Annotated in this window: 11 protein-coding genes and 1 pseudogene; 5 read left to right on the top strand and 7 right to left on the bottom strand. The window is 73.2% G+C overall.

Features of this window, described 5'->3' with window-relative positions; genetic code table 11:
* Positions 1 to 42 precede the first annotated feature (42 nt).
* The 3 genes from M6G08_RS05835 to ftsE all read right to left on the bottom strand — a co-directional run bounded on the left by M6G08_RS05835 (position 43) and on the right by ftsE (position 2,929).
* Positions 43 to 1,221 (bottom strand): S41 family peptidase, encoded by a 1,179-nt coding sequence (locus M6G08_RS05835; RefSeq protein ID WP_272586118.1) that lies wholly within the window; start codon positions 1,219 to 1,221, stop codon positions 43 to 45.
* A 68-nt stretch (positions 1,222 to 1,289) separates the two neighbouring features.
* The gene (gene ftsX / locus M6G08_RS05840; RefSeq protein WP_043372428.1) at positions 1,290 to 2,207 is read right to left on the bottom strand and encodes a permease-like cell division protein FtsX; all 918 of its coding nucleotides are present in this window, start codon (positions 2,205 to 2,207) and stop codon (positions 1,290 to 1,292) included.
* A gap of 32 nt (positions 2,208 to 2,239) precedes the next feature.
* Complete coding sequence (gene ftsE / locus M6G08_RS05845; protein WP_073723721.1) at positions 2,240 to 2,929, bottom strand: cell division ATP-binding protein FtsE; 690 nt, start codon at positions 2,927 to 2,929, stop codon at positions 2,240 to 2,242.
* A 224-nt stretch (positions 2,930 to 3,153) separates the two neighbouring features.
* Here ftsE and M6G08_RS05850 point away from each other — a divergent pair, with 224 nt between their 5' ends.
* Positions 3,154 to 3,345, top strand: coding sequence for a hypothetical protein (locus tag M6G08_RS05850; RefSeq protein ID WP_272586120.1), 192 nt, complete (start codon positions 3,154 to 3,156; stop codon positions 3,343 to 3,345).
* Between the two features lie 104 nt (positions 3,346 to 3,449).
* Here the strand turns inward: M6G08_RS05850 and M6G08_RS05855 are convergent, their stop codons facing one another.
* The 4 genes from M6G08_RS05855 to M6G08_RS05870 form a co-directional block, all read right to left on the bottom strand.
* Positions 3,450 to 4,397, bottom strand: coding sequence for a hypothetical protein (locus M6G08_RS05855; protein WP_272586121.1), 948 nt, complete (start codon positions 4,395 to 4,397; stop codon positions 3,450 to 3,452).
* 309 nt (positions 4,398 to 4,706) lie between these two features.
* A complete protein-coding gene (gene prfB / locus M6G08_RS05860; protein WP_272586122.1) occupies positions 4,707 to 5,813 on the bottom strand; it encodes a peptide chain release factor 2 in 1,107 nt (368 codons plus the stop codon).
* Between the two features lie 69 nt (positions 5,814 to 5,882).
* Positions 5,883 to 7,136 carry a serine/threonine-protein kinase gene (locus M6G08_RS05865; protein ID WP_272586123.1) on the bottom strand — a complete coding sequence of 418 codons (1,254 nt, stop codon included), beginning with the start codon at positions 7,134 to 7,136 and terminating at the stop codon, positions 5,883 to 5,885.
* A 116-nt stretch (positions 7,137 to 7,252) separates the two neighbouring features.
* Positions 7,253 to 8,986, bottom strand: coding sequence for a serine/threonine-protein kinase (locus M6G08_RS05870; protein WP_272586124.1), 1,734 nt, complete (start codon positions 8,984 to 8,986; stop codon positions 7,253 to 7,255).
* A 441-nt stretch (positions 8,987 to 9,427) separates the two neighbouring features.
* Here M6G08_RS05870 and M6G08_RS35960 point away from each other — a divergent pair.
* From M6G08_RS35960 to M6G08_RS05885, 4 genes and pseudogenes are all read left to right on the top strand, one after another.
* Positions 9,428 to 9,967, top strand: a pseudogene (locus M6G08_RS35960) (FHA domain-containing protein); the annotation flags it as partial.
* 749 nt (positions 9,968 to 10,716) lie between these two features.
* Complete coding sequence (locus tag M6G08_RS05875) at positions 10,717 to 13,149, top strand: FtsK/SpoIIIE domain-containing protein (RefSeq protein ID WP_443048743.1); 2,433 nt, start codon at positions 10,717 to 10,719, stop codon at positions 13,147 to 13,149.
* 184 nt (positions 13,150 to 13,333) lie between these two features.
* On the top strand, positions 13,334 to 14,590 hold the full coding sequence (locus M6G08_RS05880; protein WP_272586125.1) for an ALF repeat-containing protein: 1,257 nt from the start codon (positions 13,334 to 13,336) through the stop codon (positions 14,588 to 14,590).
* A 337-nt stretch (positions 14,591 to 14,927) separates the two neighbouring features.
* The gene (locus tag M6G08_RS05885) at positions 14,928 to 17,378 is read left to right on the top strand and encodes a polymorphic toxin-type HINT domain-containing protein (protein ID WP_272586126.1); all 2,451 of its coding nucleotides are present in this window, start codon (positions 14,928 to 14,930) and stop codon (positions 17,376 to 17,378) included.
* The last annotated feature ends 6 nt before the right edge of the window (positions 17,379 to 17,384 follow it).

Genomic DNA, 17,384 nt, shown 5'->3' on the forward strand with positions numbered 1-17,384 from the left:
CGGTCCATTTTGGCACTACGGAGGGGGGCCGGGGAAAGCCGATTACGCGGTCGGCCCCAGACCGCTCAGCACCGTCCGCGCCCGCTCCAGGGCGGCCGGGTCCGCCGGGTCGACCTCGAGGTCGGGCGTGATGCCCGTGCCGTCGACGCCGCGGCCCAGGGGGGTGCGGTAGTGCCCGACGGTCAGCTCGGCCACCGAGCCGCCGGGCAGCCGGCTCGGCATCTGCACCGACCCCTTGCCGAAGGTGCGCGAGCCCAGGACGACCGCCCGTCCGCGGTCCTGGAGGGCGCCGGTGAGGAGTTCGGCCGCGCTCATCGTGCCGCCGTCGACGAGCGCGACCAGGGGTCTGGCGGTGTCGCCGCCGGGCTCGGCGTGCAGCGCCCGCTGGTCGCCGTCGATGTCGTACGTGGCGACCAGGCCGCCGTCGAGGAAGGCGGAGGCGGCGGTGACGGCCTCGCTGACCAGCCCGCCGGAGTTGCCGCGCAGGTCGAGGACGACGCCGGGGCCGGACGGCAGCCGCTCCACCTCGGAGCGCACCTGCTCGCCGACGCCCTTGGTGAAGGAGGTGACCCGGACGACGGTGAGGCCGTCGGCGAGCCTGCGTACGGTCACGGGGTCGGTGGACAGCCGGGCCCGCCGCACCGTCTCGGTCCACGCGCGCGTGCCGCGCTCCAGGCCGAGGCGCACGTCGGTGCCGGCCGGGTCGTCCTCGGCGTCGCCGCGCAGTATGGAGACCACCTCGGTGACGGGGCGCCCGTCGACCCGCTCGCCGTCCACGCTGCGCAGCCGGTCGCCCGCGCGGATGCCGGCCTCGGCGGCCGGCGAGCCGTCGCGCACCTTGGAGACCTCGATGCGGCCGTCGCGCTCGCGGCGAGCGGAGAGCCCGACGCCGGTGTAACGGCCGTCGAGGGCGTCCTCCAACTCCTCGTACTCGCCACTGGAGTAGACGGCGCCCCAGCGGTCACCGCTGCGGCTGACGACGCGTTCGGCGGCCTCCACGGGGGACTTGCCGTCGGCCATCGCCTCGGCAGCCGCGCGGGCGACCTCCTCGTGCCGCTCGGCGGGGACGGCCGGGCGCACCGCGTCGGAGGCGGCCTTCCGGTCGGTCCCGGGGAGCGAGCCGGTCGCCGCGCCCGCGACGAGCACGCCCGTGAACACCAAGGTCAGGGCGGCCCCGCGGCGTGGGCGGCGGGGCTGACGAAACAGGTCACGGCCTGACATGCCGGTGAGTCTAGGACAACGCGAGAGGGCCGCACGGTCGCTTGCCCGTGCGGCCCTCTTGGTATGTGTCACACCTTCAGGTACTTGCGCAGCGCGAAGAAAGCGGCCAGCGCCGGCATCAGCAGGCTGGTGGCGAGGATGAGCGGCAGCTTCGTCAGTACGGCGTCCCAGCCGATGAAGTTGATCAGATTCAGCTTCTCGGACAGGGCGAGTCCGTGATCGATGATGAAGTACCTGGCGGTCACCAGGAAGGCGCAGGCGACACCACCGCCGATGAGCCCGGCGACCGCCGCCTCCATGATGAACGGCGCCTGGATGTAGAAGCCGGACGCGCCGACCAGGCGCATGATGCCGGTCTCGCGGCGCCGGCTGAACGCCGAGACGCGCACCGTGTTGACGATGAGCATCAGCGCGACGACGAGCATCAGGGCCATCACCGCGCGGGCGGCCCAGTTCATGCCGTTGAGGAGCTCGAAGAGGTTGTCCAGGAGGCCCTTCTGGTCCTGCACGGACTGCACGCCGTCCCGGCCGTCAAAGGCGGTCGCGATGACCTGGTACTTCTCCGGGTCCTTCAGCTTGATGCGGTACGACTCCTGCATCTGGTCCGGCGTGAGCGAGCTGGCCAGCGGTGAGTCGCCGAACTGCTCCTTGTAGTGCTTGTACGCCTCGTCCTGCGACTCGTACGTCACCGTGTCGACCACGGCCATCTCGTCGAGGTCGGACTTGATCTGCTTCTTCTGGTCCTCGGTCACCGCGCCCTTGGCGCAGTTGGGATCGGACTCGGCGTCGCTCTTGTTGCAGAGGAAGACCGAGACGTTGACCTTGTCGTACCAGTAGCCCTTCATGGTGTTGACCTGGTCGCTCATCAGCAGCGAACCGCCGAACAGGGCCAGGGACAGGGCGACGGAGACGATGACGGCGAAGGTCATCGTCAGATTGCGGCGAAGACCGACACCGATCTCCGAGAGCACGAACTGGGCGCGCATGGCGTCTCGTTAAGCCTTTCCGTTCCTCGTCGTCAGTGCTGGTAGCCGTAGACGCCGCGTGCCTGGTCGCGGACGAGGCGGCCCTTCTCCAGCTCGATGACGCGCTTGCGCATCTGGTCCACGATGTTCTGGTCGTGGGTGGCCATGATCACGGTGGTGCCCGTCCGGTTGATGCGGTCGAGCAGCTTCATGATGCCGACGGAGGTCTGCGGGTCGAGGTTGCCGGTGGGTTCGTCGGCGATCAGCAGCTTGGGCCGGTTGACGAAGGCCCGCGCGATGGCGACGCGCTGCTGCTCACCGCCGGACAGCTCCCCGGGCCTGCGGTCCTCCTTGCCGCCCAGACCGACGAGGTCGAGCACCTGCGGCACGGACTTGCGGATCTCGCCGCGGGACTTGCCGATGACCTCCTGCGCGAAGGCGACGTTCTCGCCGACCGTCTTGTTCGGCAGCAGGCGGAAGTCCTGGAACACCGTCCCCAGCTGGCGCCGCATCTGCGGCACCTTCCAGTTGGACAGGCGGGCGAGGTCCTTGCCCAGGACGTGCACCTGGCCGTGGCTGCACCGCTCCTCGCGGAGGACCAGCCGCAGGAAGGTGGACTTTCCGGAGCCGGAGGACCCCACGAGGAAGACGAACTCGCCCTTCTCGACCTCCAGGGAGACGTCCCTGAGGGCTGGGTGGCTCTGTTTGGGGTAGACCTTGGAGACGTTGTCGAATCGGATCACGGATGCACCACGGGTAGCCGGGGGTAGATGTGCGTGACCATACGCGAAGCGGGGTGCGGACCGCAGTCACCGGTCTGGGTTGCGCGTCAGTTGCGCGTTTTGTCCCCGCCCGCCTCTGAACGGAGGGCGCGCGGGGCTCTGCGGAACCTGGCACAGTGGAAGGGGAACGTTCACGGCCGTGTGGGCGTTGTTCCGACGGAGCCGGTGGCAAGGAGGGCGAGCGCATGACGTACGACCGGTTGGTGTGCGCGAACTGCGCGGCGCCCGTGAGCGAGGGCCGCTGCCCGGTGTGCCGGGCGAACCGCGAGCGGCTGCAGCAGGGCAATCTCTTCGCGGGCCTGAATCCGACGACGCTGATCGGGCTGCTGGCGGTGCTGATCGCGGCGGTGGCCCTGCTGGCCCACCAGACCGTCTGACACCCTCAGAGGGCGACCAGGAGACAGTGAAGGGGCCCGGAGCGCTGAGCGCTCCGGGCCCCTTCGTCTGCGTGCGTGCGCGACGCGTACGCGGGTGACTACCGTCAGGCAGCCGCGCCGCGGCCGTTCATCAGGCGCGGCAGCATGCGGAAGCCGATGCCGCCGGCGATCATCGTCGCGGCGCCGACCAGCAGGAACGTGGTCTCGGCGGCGCCGGTCTCGGCGAGCTCCTCACCGCTGCCCTGGGCGGCGGTGTCGGAGGAGGCCGGGGCCTCCTCGCCGGTGTCGGTCAGAGCCGAGGAGCCCTCGTTCTGGGTGACGTTGTCGTTGCTGCCGCCGTCGGGGGTGGTGCCGCCGGTGGTGTCGCCACCGCCGTTACCGCCGGTGGAGCCGCCGTTACCTCCGGTGGAGCCGCCGGTGTTGCCACCGGTGGTGTCCGAACCACCGTCGCCACCGGTGCCGCCGTTGTTGCCGGAACCACCGTTGTTGCCGGTACCGCCGTTGTTGCCGGTACCGCCGTTGTTGCCGGTACCGCCGTTGTTGCCGGTACCGCCGTTGTTGCCAGCGCCACCGTTGTTGCCGGTGCCGCCGTTCTCGCCGGTACCACCGTTGTTGCCGGTACCACCGTTGTTGCCGGTGCCGCCGTTGTTGCCGGTACCACCGTTCTCGCCGGTACCACCGTTGTTGCCAGCGCCACCGTTGTTGCCGGTACCACCGTTCTCGCCGGTACCACCGTTGTTGCCAGCGCCACCGTTGTTTCCGGTACCACCGTTCTCGCCGGCACCACCGTTCTCCTCAGTGCCACCGTTCTCGCCGGTACCACCGTTCTCCTCAGTGCCACCGTTCTCGCCGGTACCACCGTTCTCGCCGCCCTCACCCGGGCACTCGGGGCCAGTGCCGACCTCGCAGCCCGGGTCCGGCTCTTCGCCCGCGGTGATGCCGATGTTGATCTCGAGCGCCGAAGCCGCACCCGCGGCGGTCAGCGACGCGCCCGCGGCGATCACCGCGCCGGCCGCTATCCGCGCGACACGAATCCGCGTCTTCTTCGTCATGTAGTTGCTACCCCCAGTAGCCGATTAGTCAGTGAGGCCGCACTCGGGGGCCGTGATCGACGGGGGTAGCTGCCTGCTGAAGTCCCCCCGGTTCACATGCGCCCCAGAAATACGCATGCCGCGCCTCACCCTTACGAATGTTCTAAGCAACGTCAAGGTCGTTGCGTACGCGATGTCCAGGTACGAGACGTATGCCGGACACAAAGGGTGTGAGTGTGACGTAAAAGCCGGACAGCGCCGTCAAAAAAGGCAACCGCCCCCTCCGCGGGGGCAGTTGCCTTGTCGACAAAGCGCCGTACGCGCTCCGCCCTACTTCTCCTGCTGCTTGCGCCAGCGAATACCGGCCTCCAGGAACCCGTCGATCTCGCCGTTGAACACGGCCTCCGGGTTGCCCACTTCGTGCTCGGTGCGCAGGTCCTTGACCATCTGGTACGGGTGCAGGACGTACGAACGCATCTGGTTGCCCCAGGAGTTGCCGCCGTCGCCCTTGAGGGCGTCCATCTTGGCCTGCTCCTCCTGGCGGCGCCGCTCCAGCAGCTTGGCCTGGAGGACGTTCATGGCGGTGGCCTTGTTCTGGATCTGCGAGCGCTCGTTCTGGCAGGAGACCACGATGCCGGTCGGGATGTGCGTGATGCGCACCGCGGAGTCGGTGGTGTTCACGCCCTGACCGCCGGGGCCGGAGGACCGGTAGACGTCGATGCGCAGGTCGGACTCGTCGATGTCGACGTGGTCGGACTGCTCGACGACGGGCAGGATCTCGACGCCCGCGAAGGAGGTCTGGCGGCGCCCCTGGTTGTCGAAGGGGGAGATGCGCACCAGGCGGTGCGTGCCCTGCTCGACGGAGAGGGTGCCGTAGGCGTACGGCGACTGCACGGCGAAGGTGGTCGACTTGATGCCGGCCTCCTCCGCGTACGACGTCTCGTAGACCTCGGTCTTGTAGCCGTGCTGCTCGGCCCAGCGCAGGTACATGCGCTGGAGCTTCTCGGCGAAGTCGGCGGCGTCCACGCCACCGGCCTCCGCGCGGATGTTGACCAGTGCCTCACGGGAGTCGTACTCGCCCGAGAGGAGGGTGCGGACCTCCATCTCGTCCAGCGCCTTCCTGACGGCCGTGAGCTCGGACTCGGCCTCCGCGCGGGTGTCCGGGTCGTCCTCCTCCTCGGCCATCTCGAAGAGCACGGCGAGATCGTCGATCCGGCCGCGCAGGGCCTCGGCCTTGCGCACCTCCGCCTGGAGGTGCGAGAGCCGACTCGTGATCTTCTGCGCCTCGTCCGGGTTGTCCCACAGGGACGGCGCGGCCGCCTGCTCCTCGAGCACGGCGATGTCTGCCCTCATCCTGTCGAGGTCCAGGACGGCCTCGATCGACTCCATGGTCGAGGAGAGGGACTTCAGCTCTTCGGATACATCGACGACTGCCACGCATCCAGCGTAACGGTTCCGTCCACCGCTCTTCGCCGGGTCGTCACGGTGAGGGCGGCGCGACCGGCCTCAGGGGGAGGCCGGTGCCGAGTTCCGCGTGTCCTCGGGGCCGGTGTCGCCCTCGTCGCCGCCCGTGCTCAGCCAGGTGCCGACGCCGACCGCCGCCACCAGGGCGACCGCGCCTGCGCCCAGGGCCAGCCGGCGGCGCCGCGCGGTGGCACGGTTGCGCGCCGAGCCGGGCCGCGGGGCGCCGGAGGCGCGCGGGGCGCGGGCGGTGCGGCGGGCGCCGCCCGCCAGCTCGTCGGGGGCCGGTACGCGCATGGAGGTGTGCGTGTCGCGGTTGGAGTCGGCCGGTTTCGCGCCCGGGACCAGCGGGACCGCTCCCCGGCGCCGTACCGGCTCCCCGGCGGGCGCGGCGGACCCCGGGGCCGCCGCGGCCTCCTCGGACGTCTCCGGCTCCTGCTCGGCGTCGGGCTCGTCCACGTCCAGCGGCCCCATGCCGGCCAGCATGGGCAGCAGCTCGCGCAGCCGGGCGCCCAGCTCGGAGGCGCGCAGCCGGGAGGCCGGCGCCTTGGCGAGGCACTGCACGAGCAGCTGCCACAGCTCGTCCGGGATGCCGGGCAGGGGGACGACCGCCTCGGTGACGTGCCGGCGCAGTACGGCGCCGGGGTGGCCGCCGCCGAACGGGGTGAAGCCCGCGAGCAGCTCGTAGAGCACCGTGGCGAGGGCGTAGATGTCGACCGACGCGCGCGGGGGCAGACCCTCGACGATCTCCGGGGCCAGGTAGTCGGGCGTGCCGATGATCTTCGTGGCGCGGGTGCGGCGCGGGGTGTCGATGAGCTTGGCCACGCCGAAGTCGGTCAGCAGCGCCGGGTGCGAGCCGCCGGGGCCGAGCGGGCCCTGCATGTCGAGCAGCACGTTCTCGGGCTTGACGTCGCGGTGCACGACCCCGGCGGCGTGGGCGGCGGCCAGCCCGTCGGCGACGTCGGCGACGACGGCCACCGCGGCCTCGGGCGCCAGGCGCCGCTCCCGGTCCAGGCGGGTGCGCAGGTCGGTGCCGCGGACCAGGTCCATGACCAGCGCGAGGTCGTTGCCGTCGACCACCAGGTCGCGCACGGAGACGACGTGCGGGTGCTCCAGACCGAGCAGGGCGGTGCGCTCCTGCACGAAGCGGGAGACCAGCTCCTGGTCGGACGCCAGGTCCTCGCGCAGCAGCTTGATCGCGACGGGCCCCTCGGGTCCCTCGCCCAGCCACACCGTGCCGGCGCTGCCCCGCCCGAGGATCTGGTGGGCGGTGTACCGGCTGCCGATCTTCCGTGCCAAGACTGCTCCTACCGACGCGTGTTGCGCTTAAAAGTACGCGTCCGTGGAGGCGACCTTCACCGGGGAGGCCGAAATCACCCGTGGGGTGTCGACAAATCCCCAGACTCGCCGCCGGGTCAGCCGCCGGTCGACGTCCCCCCGCCGTCCGAGCCGCCGTCGCCGCCGAGCTCGCCGATCCAGTCGGTCGCGGTGGTGAACCAGTCGGTCAGCTGCTCCCAGTAGCCCTTGCCCGTGCCGATCCACTCCTGGAGCGGGCTCAGCTCCCAGATCAGCCAGCCGGCCACGAAGAGGATGACGAGCGTGAACAGGCATCCCTTGAGGCAGCCGAGTCCGGGGATGCGCATGGGGTTGGCGCTGCGCTGCCGGGGCGGCCGGGGCTCGCGCCGGGGCGGCTGCGGCTCCGGCGTGGGCGGCGGGGCGTAGCGCTGCGGCTGGGGCCGGGGCGCCTGCTGGGGCTGCTGCGGCTGCGGGTTGGCGTACCGCTGCGGCTGGTGCTGCTGCGGATAGCCGTAGCCGGGCGGCGGTCCCTGCGGCGGTCCCTGGGGGGCCTGGCGGGGCGGCTGCTGCGGGCGGGAGACCTGCCGCTGGGGGCGGCGGCGCAGCGGGTCCTGGTCCGGGTCGAGGTACTGGACCTGGGTCTGCTCGTTGCGGTCGCGGGCGGCGCGGAGCTGGTTCTGCCAGGGGTGCGGGTCCTCGGGCCCGCCGCCCTGGCCCTGCCCGGGTCCGCCCGGCTGTCCCGGCGGCACGGGCGGCATGACGGCGGTCGGGTCGGCCGCGCCGCGGTTGGGGAGTACGGCGGTGGGGTCGGCGGCGCCCGCGGGGTCGCCGGTGTGCGGCAGGACGCTGGTGGCGCCGTTCGGGTCGTAGGCGCCGGGCGCGTTGTGCGGGAGCACCTGCGTGGGGTCGGCGGCGCCGGGGGCGCCCGGGACCTGTGCGGGCGCCGGGTCGGGGGCGAGGAGCGCGCCGACGTTCTCGGCGGCGCCGATCTGCGCGCTGGTCGCGTGCACGCCGATGCCCTCGGCGACGACGCGCAGGCCGCGGGCGAGGTTCTCGGCGCTGGGGCGGTCGTCGGGGTTCTTGCGCAGGCAGCGCTCTATGACCGTCCACAGCGGGTCGGGGACGGTCGAGGGGCGGCGCGGCTCGGCGCTCAGGTGCTGGTGCAGTACCTCCAGGGCGGAGCCGCCGCCGAACGGGGGCCGTCCGGTGACCAGCTCGTACAGCAGGATGCCGGCGCCGTAGATGTCGACGGCGGAGGTCTGCGGGCGGCCCTCGGCGGACTCCGGCGCGACGTAGGCGGGGGTGCCGACGAACTCGTGGGTGCGGGTGAGGCCGGGTGAGTCGGCCAGCCGCGCGATGCCGAAGTCGGTGAGCATCGGGTGCATCTCGCCGCCGTCCTGCTTGAGCAGCACGTTGGCCGGTTTCAGGTCGCGGTGCACGACGCCGTCGGCGTGGCTGGCGGCGAGGGCGTCGGCGATCTGGGCAGTGAGCAGGGCGGCGGCGACCGGGGTGAAGGGCCCGTTCTCGCGCAGGTAGCGGTGCAGGTCGGGGCCCTCGACGAGGTCCATGACGAGCGCCAGCAGCTCCCCCTCGACGACCAGGTCGCGGACCCGGACGATGTTGGGGTGGGTCAGCCGCAGCAGGACGGAGCGCTCCCGCAGGAAGCGCATCACGATGTCGGGGTCGCTCGCGAGCTCCTCCTTGAGGACCTTGATCGCGACGGTCTCGCCGGGCTGTCCGGCCACGGCGGCCTCGGCGCCCGCGGTCTCGCGCTGGCGGGCACGCCAGACGGTGCCCGTGGCACCGCGGCCGAGGGGCTCCTCGAGGAGGTACTTGCTGCCTACCGGCCGCACGTCATGCGCTCCCTGTTGCTTGCTGGCTGTTCCGACCCACTGTAATGCCGTGGTCCCGGCGCCGGGCTGTCGTCGTTCCGTGGGTTCCCATTGGTCCGCAGGTACGCCGTACGTTCCCCTTCCGGCCCCGTCCAGGCGGTTGTTCGCAGGAAAGACGCGCGACCCGGTCCCATGGTTGCCGAGCCCGGACGTGACCGATCTCAAGCGGACGCCGTTCGATCAGCGGGACGGCACCTGTCAGGCACTTTTGCGGGCAGAGCCGACCAATCAAGATCATTTGACGGCGGGCGGCGGGCGCGTTGTCGGTGGCAGGTGCGAGGATGCGTGCAGTACTGGCCGACGTGTTCGCGTGGCGGTGGGGGAAGTCCGCGGTGGGGGACCGTGGTGAACGGCTTCTGTCCCCGGCGCGCGGGCGCCCGCGCGAAGGGACCGCTGACGGCGATGCAGATCCGGCTGACCGTCGTAGACCCGCTGGGCCCGCCTGCTCCGGAGGGGGACCGCGCCGCGAGCTGCGACGTGCTGGTCACCGCGCCGGCCGGCACCGCCCTGGCCGCGGTCGCCTCCGCGCTGGCCGCGGCGCTCCCCGGCGGCGAGGGCCCCGGCACCGGCCAGGTGGTGCTCTACGCGGGTGCGCAGCGGCTCGACGCCCAGCGCAGCACCTTGGGCGAGCCCCCGCTGATCGACGGTGCCGTGCTCTGTCTGGGCGCCCCCGGCGAGCCCGACCCGCACACCGACCCGGCCGGTGCCCCGGCCCAGCTCCACGTGGTCGCCGGTCCCGACGCGGGCGGCGTCCACCTGCTGCACGGCGGGCAGATCCGGCTCGGCCGCTCCGCCGACGCCGACGTGGCGCTCGACGACCCGGACGTCTCCCGGATGCACTGCGCCGTGACCGTCGCCGCCGACGGCCGCGTCTCGGTCGCCGACCTCGGCTCGACCAACGGCACCACCCTGGACGGCGCCCCCGTGGGTGACCGCCCGGTCCGCCTCACGCCGGGGGCGCTGCTGCGGATCGGCGAGTCGGCGCTGCGCCTGGTGCCGGCCCGCCCCGCGGCGGAGGTGCGGCTGACCACCGCGGCGGACGGCGAGGGGCACGTACGGCTGCCGGGTGCGCCCGCGTCCTCGTACGACGCCGGGGACCGGGTGGCTCACGCGCGGGTGGCGGACGGGGCGGAGGGCCACGCCGGGGCGGACGGGTCCGCGTGCGGGGCCGGGCCAGTGCCTGATGACGCCCCTGAGGGCAGCGTCCTTAGGGGCACGGGGGACTGCGCGACCGGCCACGACGGCGCCGCACCCGCCGAACCACCCGTCCTTCCCGGTGCGAGCGGCACCGGACGCACGTCCGGCCCCGCGCACCGGTCGCGTCCCGCCGCACCGACCCACCACGCCCACGGCACGGCGGGGCAAGGGCCCGGTTCCGCCCCCGACGCGCCCAGGTGCCCGGCCAGGGCGGCGCGCCGCCCATCGAGAGCCACGGCACCGGCCCGGTGGCGGGCGGACCGCGCCCGGCCCCGCCGGCGGGTGAGACACACGGGGGCGGGTTCGGCCCGGGCGCGGGCACGTCCGGGACCCCGACGTACGGCACGGGCACGCACGGCACGGGCACGTACGGCACGGGCACGTACCGTGCGGAGCCGCCCGGCACGCAGGGCACGGAGTTGCGCGGAACGGACGGGTCCGCCGCCGCGCGGCGCAAGGGCACGCCCCTGCGCGGCACGGAGGTCCCCCAGGGCGTGCGCAGGCGTGGCGGGCTCGGGGCGTGGGCGCGGCGGCTGGCCGGGGGACGCGGCGGGGCCCAGGGCGCCGGCGGGCCCGGCCCGCACCCCCCCGGCGCCGAGGCGGCCACCGCCGCACCGACGGCCCCGGCGCCCGGAACCTCGAGCGCACCGGAGACCTGGCCGGACCCCGCCTCCCTCCTGCTGACGGCGCTCGGGCCGGGCCCCCGGCTGTGGGAGCGCGGCCCGGGTCACCCGGAGGCGCTCACCGTGCGGCTGGGTACGGCCGACCGGGTGGCGCCCGGCGGCGACACACCGCTGCCCGCGGTGCCGGTGACCGCCGGCCTGCGCGAGGTCGGCGCCCTCGGGCTGGCCGGCCCGCGCGGGCGGCTCGCCGGGCTGGCCCGCGCGGTGCTGGCCCAGCTCGCCGCGCTGCACTCCGCCGACGTGCTGGAGATCGTTCTGATCAGCGCAGACCGTTCCCGTCCGCTCGCGGAGCGGTCGGCCGAGTGGTCTTGGCTGGGCTGGCTGCCGCAGCTGCGCCCGGGACACGGCCAGGACTGCCGCCTGCTGCTCGCCTACGACCGGGAGCAGGCCATGGCCCGCTCCCACGAGCTGCTGCGCCGCCTGGAGGACCAGCTGGCGGACGCCCTGAACGGCGGCACCCGCCCACCCGCCCCGGCGCCCCCCGCGACCGTGATCCCCGCCCAGCCCACGGCTCCCGAGCACGACGCGCGGCACCCCGGCCCGCCGCACACGGACGCGCACACCGACGCGCACACCGACACCGACACCGCCCGACGGCCCTCCTGGGCGCGGCCGGACGACGGCTCCGACCCGGCGGACGGGCGCTTCGCGGGCCCGTACACGGTGGTCGTCGTGGACGGCGACCCCGGCGGTGCCGACGTGCGGGAGGCGGTGGCGAGGCTGGCCGTGGAGGGACCCCGGGCCGGCGTCCACGTCGTGTGCCTCGCCGAGACGGCCGCCGCCTCCCCGACGTCCCCGGTGGCGGAGACGTACGAGGCGGCCTGCGCGGTGTCCCCCGTGTTCCGCGAGTGCGGCGCCGTGGCACTGCTCAGCGGCGACGTGGCGACAGCCCTGCGGCTGCTGCGCGTGGCCCGCACCGAGGCGTCCGCGAACGGCCGGGGCGGCCCGGTCGGCCACGGCACCCTCGGCACGGTGGACGCCGTCTCCCTCGCCTGGGCCGAGCGGTTCGCGCGGGCCCTGGCGCCGCTGCGCACCGACCAGCCCGGCGGCGAGCGGCACGCGCGTGTGTCCGCGCCGCTGCCCCAGGCCGCCCGCCTGCTCGACGAACTGGGCCTCGCCCGGGCCACCCCGGCATCCCTGATGGCACGGTGGGCGGACGCGGCCGACGACACCCAGGCCCTGGGCGGACGCGCGCACGCCGTCCTGGGCGCCGGGCCGCGTGGCCCGGTCGCCGTCGACCTCGCCGCCGAGGGACCGCATCTGCTGGTCGAGGGGCCGCCCGGCAGCGGCCGCACCGAGCTGCTGCGGGCGCTCGTCGCCTCCCTCGCCTCCGCCGAACGCCCCGACCGGCTCGGGATCGTCCTGATGGACGGCCGGGACAGCGTGAGCGCGGGCGGCGGGCACGGCGAGGGCCTGCGCGTCTGCACGGACGTACCGCACGTCACCACGCACCTCACCGCCAACGACCCGGTCCGCATGCGGGAGTTCGCACAGTCCCTGAGCGCGGAGCTGAAGCGGCGGGCCGAGCTGCTGGGCCGTTCGCACTTCGCCGAGTGGCACACCGGACGCGAGGTGTCGGGCCGGCTGGTCGCCCAGCGCGCCCACGCGGGCGGCACCCCGGGCGGCACCGCGGCCGACGCGACGGCGGAGACCGGGGACGTCGACTCCCCGCCCAGCTCCACCCTTCGCCTGCGGCCGGGCGCCGCCCGGCGCCGCACCGCCGCCGTGCCGCCGCTCCCCCGCCTCGTCGTGGTTGTGGACGACCTGGACGCACTGGTCACTCCCCCGCTCGGCTCCCCCGGGCGGCCCGCCGCCGGGTCGGTGATGCGGGCCCTGGAGGCCGTCGCGCGGGAAGGCGAGCGCCTCGGCGTGCACTTGGTGGCCGCCACCGCCCCCGGGGGGCGCACGGCCCAGACGGAGCCTTCCCTGCGCGCCGCCCTGCGGGTCACCCTCGACGCGCCGGTGCCGGGCCCTGACGAACCGGCGCCGGGCCGCGGCCGGCTGGCCCGCCCCGACGGACAGGCCACGGCGTTCCAGGGCGGCCGGGTCACGGGCCGCATCCCGCGGACGGCGACCCTGCGCCCGACGGTGGTCCCGCTGGAGTGGCACCGCATGGGCGACCCGCCCACCCGTCGGCCGGTACGCGAGCTGGGCAACGGGCCGACGGACCTGGCGCTGCTGGCCAGCGCGTTGGAGCGGGCGGCGCGCGAGGTATCGGCGGCTGAGGTGCCCTCACTGTTGTAGTCGGCGTCTTTGCGTACTGGCGCCCACGGGCGTTCGCGTGATGTGAGGGAGGCCTGAAACAAGCGTAATAAATAGAACAAACGTTTGTTACATTCATGCCTCCACATCACGGAGGTGACGCCTGCGCGCTGAATCGGGGGCCAAGTATCCGCGCCAGGTGCCCTCCTGACAGCCAAGGAGTCGCATGAGCCGGAAACGACGCTGGTTCCTCGGAAAACGCAGACGTGCCAGACGCGCCTCGTTGATGACGGCCTCGGTGGTACTGCTCAGCACGCTGGCGGTACCGGTCGCCGCTGCCGACAGCGCCGCCGAAGGGCCGGTGGAGCCGATCCACCGCACGGCCCGCCAGCAAGTGGCGGATCTCTGGGCGACCGGCGGCGACGAGGTCAGAGCCGCGGCGGAAGCCGCCCTCCTCGGCGACGGGGACGACATCGCCACCTTCCTCGCCACGTACGAGGACCTCAGGACCCAGGACCGCAGGGTCGAGGCGGCACAACTGGCGGACATGGGCGGGGAGAACACGCTCGCCGCCGTGCGTCAGGCGCTGGCCAGCTCCGACGGGGACCTGGCTCGTCTGATCAAGGGCGGCTGGCTGCAACCCTTCGAGCAGGACCAGCGCATTCTCGTAGCCCGTGCCATCGACGCCGGTGGCCCGGAGGTTCAGGCGCGCGGCCGCGCAGCGCTCGCGGGCACGGCCGAGGACATACAAGCCTTCCTCGACGCGGGACTGACTGAGGCTCAGCAGCAGGACGAACGCGTCCTCGTGGCCCAGCTCATCGCCGCGGGCGGCCCTCAGGTGCAAGCTGCCGGGCGCCTCGCACTGGCGGGCACCGCCGACGACATCCGCGAGTTCATCGAGGTCGGGCAGTTCATCGCGCGCAGTCGCGATCAGGAACACGCCACTGTCGCGGACCTGGCCGACCAGGCCGAGCGCGCAGGCAAGCTGGCCGCCAAGGAGACGAAGGCTGCCGAGGACGCCTCCGACGAGGCGGTCAAGGCCGCCCAGCTGGCCAAGGAAGCGGCAGAGAGGGCCGCGAAGGAGGCAGCGGCAACACAGCAGGACTCAGCGGACGCCGCACGCGCCGCGAGCCGAGCCGCGAAGGCAGCCACGTCGGCCGCCGCGGCGGCACAACGGGCCATCTCGGCCGCGAACGCCGCGAGCAAGTCCGCGCGCGTGGCGGCGACGGCCGCGGCGCAGGCCGCCGCGGCAGCGGTCGGGGCCCAACGCCGCCTCCAACGCACGGAGCGCCGCGGCAGCCGCGGCGACCGACGCCACGAAGGCGGACGCGGCGAAAAACGCCGCGGTCAAGGCGCGCGCCGCGGCCGAGGGAGCGACCAGGGCGGCCGATGCCGCGGACCAGGCCGTAAAGGCCGCTGGGGCCGCCGTCCAGGCAGCGTCCTCGGCCGCCGGCGCCGGCGCCAACGCCGCTGCGGCGGCTGATGCGGCGGTTCTGGCGGGACAGTACGCCGGCCAGAGCAGCGCCGCGGCACAGCAAGCCCGGAGCGCCGCGGCGTCAGCCAACCGTCAGGCTGCCGAGGCCAATCGTGCTGCCGGGGCCGCCAAGTCGCTGGCCGGACAGGCCGCCGTCGCGGCCACGGAAGCGCGCGACGCCGCCCGTTCCGCCGCCGGCCATGCGCGCAAGGCGGCTGACGCCGCGGACGAAGCAGCGGCACACGCGGGTGAGGCAAATGAGGCGGCCGAGCGATCGACCGCACACGCCGAGGCGGCCACGGCAGCCGCCGACAGTGCCTCCGCCGCCGCTGCCAAGGCGAAGACGGTGTACACGCTGGCCCGCGAGATCGAGGCGGAGGAGCTTCTCCTCCGCACCAACGCCGGCATCGCCAAGGCCCGTGACCTGAAGGCCGAGGAAGAAGCCGCCAGGAAGCGGGACACGGAGCAGACCGCCGCGGTCGAGGAGTCCCGCGACAAGGCGGCGGAGCTTGTACGCCAAGCACAAGCAGGCGCCGACGACGAGGAAATGGCCGGTCTGGGTCGGCAGGTCGCCCTGCTCGACCTCAAGAGCGGCGGGCCGTGGCTGCGGGCCGCCGCGCAGACGGCGTTGGGCGCGGACGCAGCGGGCGTCGTGGAGTACGTGCGCACGGGCCGCGCCGATGCCCAGGCGCAGGACGACCGCACAGACGTCGAGCGGCTGGCGGGGGAGAGTGCCGTCAAGGAGGTACGGGACGCCGCCGAGGCCGCCTTGGACGGCGATGCCGCCACGGTGAGCGCCTTCCTGCACGAAGGGCAGTACGCGGCGGGCAACGAGGCGTTCCGTGTCGCGGTGGCCCAAGCCGCGGATGCCGGTGGGCCCGTCGTCGAGGAGCGCGCTCGCCAGGTGTTGAGCACCGGCACCTCGGAGGCGTACCGGGCGTTCCTCACCGGAGGACTGGAGGAGGCACAGGAACAGGACGACCGGGTGCGGGCCGCGCAACTGATCGACAGCGGCACACCGGAGGTACGGGCCGCCGCGCGTATCGCTCTGGAAGGCCCGGCTTACCTCCTGCGCAGGTTCATCGAGTCCGGTCAGTACACCGCCCAGCGCAAGGATCTGCTGGCTCTCACGCACGATCAGCAGGTCCAGCAGCTCGTCGCCGAAGCGGCCACGGTCGCGGCGCAGGCACAGCGGGACGCGGCGCACGCGAACGCCACCGCGGCCAGGGCACGCGACGCGGCCAACGAGGCGCAGGATTGGGCGGACAAGGCCAAGGCCTCGGCCGACCTGGCGGCGACCTACGCCACGGAGGCGGACCAGCACGCGAAGGACGCGGCGGCGTCCGCTCAGCAGGCGGCGGAATCGGCTCGGACGGCACGCGCAGCGGCGCAGCGGGCCGACAAGTCGGCTCACCAGGCCGCGGTCTCGGCCGCCGACGCCACACTGTCCGCCAATCTGGCGCACGCCTCCGCCGGCGAGGCGTGGGCGTCGGCCACGCAGGCCCGTGTCTCCGCGGAACGCGCCGGCAAGAGCGCGGCGGAGGCGAAGGCCGCCTCGTTCGGAGCCTATGCGGCCGCCGTCAAGAAGTACCGGGAAGAGGCGGAGCAGCGGCGCCGCGAGGCCGTGGCCGAGAAGGAGGCCGCGGAAGCCGGGGGCATGACGCACGCGGAGCTCTACCGCTGCAACTTCCTCGGCTGCGAGGCGAAGGAGCGTCCGGCACGCTACTGCCAGCACAACTGGGTGCTCTGCGACCTCGCGTCGATGGGTCCGGCGGCCGAGGCAGCCGCCAAGAGGCTCTGGGAGTTCGAGAAGGCCGTCCTGGGCCTCAGCGAACTGGAGAACTGCATGGGCAAGGGCGACTTCATGTCCTGCGTGCAGCTCCACCAGGACGTGCTGATCGGTTCGAAGTTCCGGATGCTGGCCGCAGCGGGCCGGGCCCTGCGTGACTTGACACGCGGCTGCACCCAGTGCTTCCTGCCCGGCACCCGGGTCCTGATGGCTGACGGGACCAGCGCACCGATCGAGAAGGTCCACGCGGGGGACATGGTCCGGGCCACCGACCCCGTCACCGGCGAGACCGGTGCCCGCCGGGTCGCGCAGCAGATCGTCACTCCGGAGGGCGACAAACACCTCTCGGCGATCAGTATCCGAGGACCCACCGGAGATGTCGGGAGGGTCACGGCCACAGACGACCATCCGTTCTGGAGCCCGAGCCTGCGCTCCTGGGCGGTGGCCGGCCAGCTGCGCCCCGGTGACACACTGCGCACCGCGGACGGCACCGAGGCCACGGTCGTCGCCACCCGCTCCCTCGATCAGCGGACGAACACCTACAGTCTCACCGTCGAGGGCCTCCACTCCTTCCACGTACTGGCCGGCGGCACCCCGGTCCTGGTGCACAACTCGGAGTGCAAGGTACTGGTGCTCGGGGTCAACGAGCACGTGCAGGATGAGACCACCCGGCTGAACGGCTACAACTTCATGGACCCCAAACTGCAGGAAACGGTGGGCAACCTCCCTGACGGGACGCCGTACGCCATGTGGATGGCCGAGGTCGAGAACGTGATGCGGAACAACGGAAAAATCGCCGTGAGCCTCAAGGGATTCGATCCCCCAGGTGCTTCGTACCAGGAGAAGTTCGACCTTGCCCTGCAACACGTGAAGGAAGGAAACTGGCGCTCCACCGAGTGGGAGATGAGCCGACTCGTCCACCACCACCGACTGGAGAATCTCGATTGGGACAACATCACCTTCTACGATGACAACGGCCTCAGTATCAAAATCGACCCGCCCGAATAAGGCTCG

The sequence above is a fragment of the Streptomyces sp. M92 genome, from assembly GCF_028473745.1.
Lineage (GTDB): Bacteria > Actinomycetota > Actinomycetes > Streptomycetales > Streptomycetaceae > Streptomyces.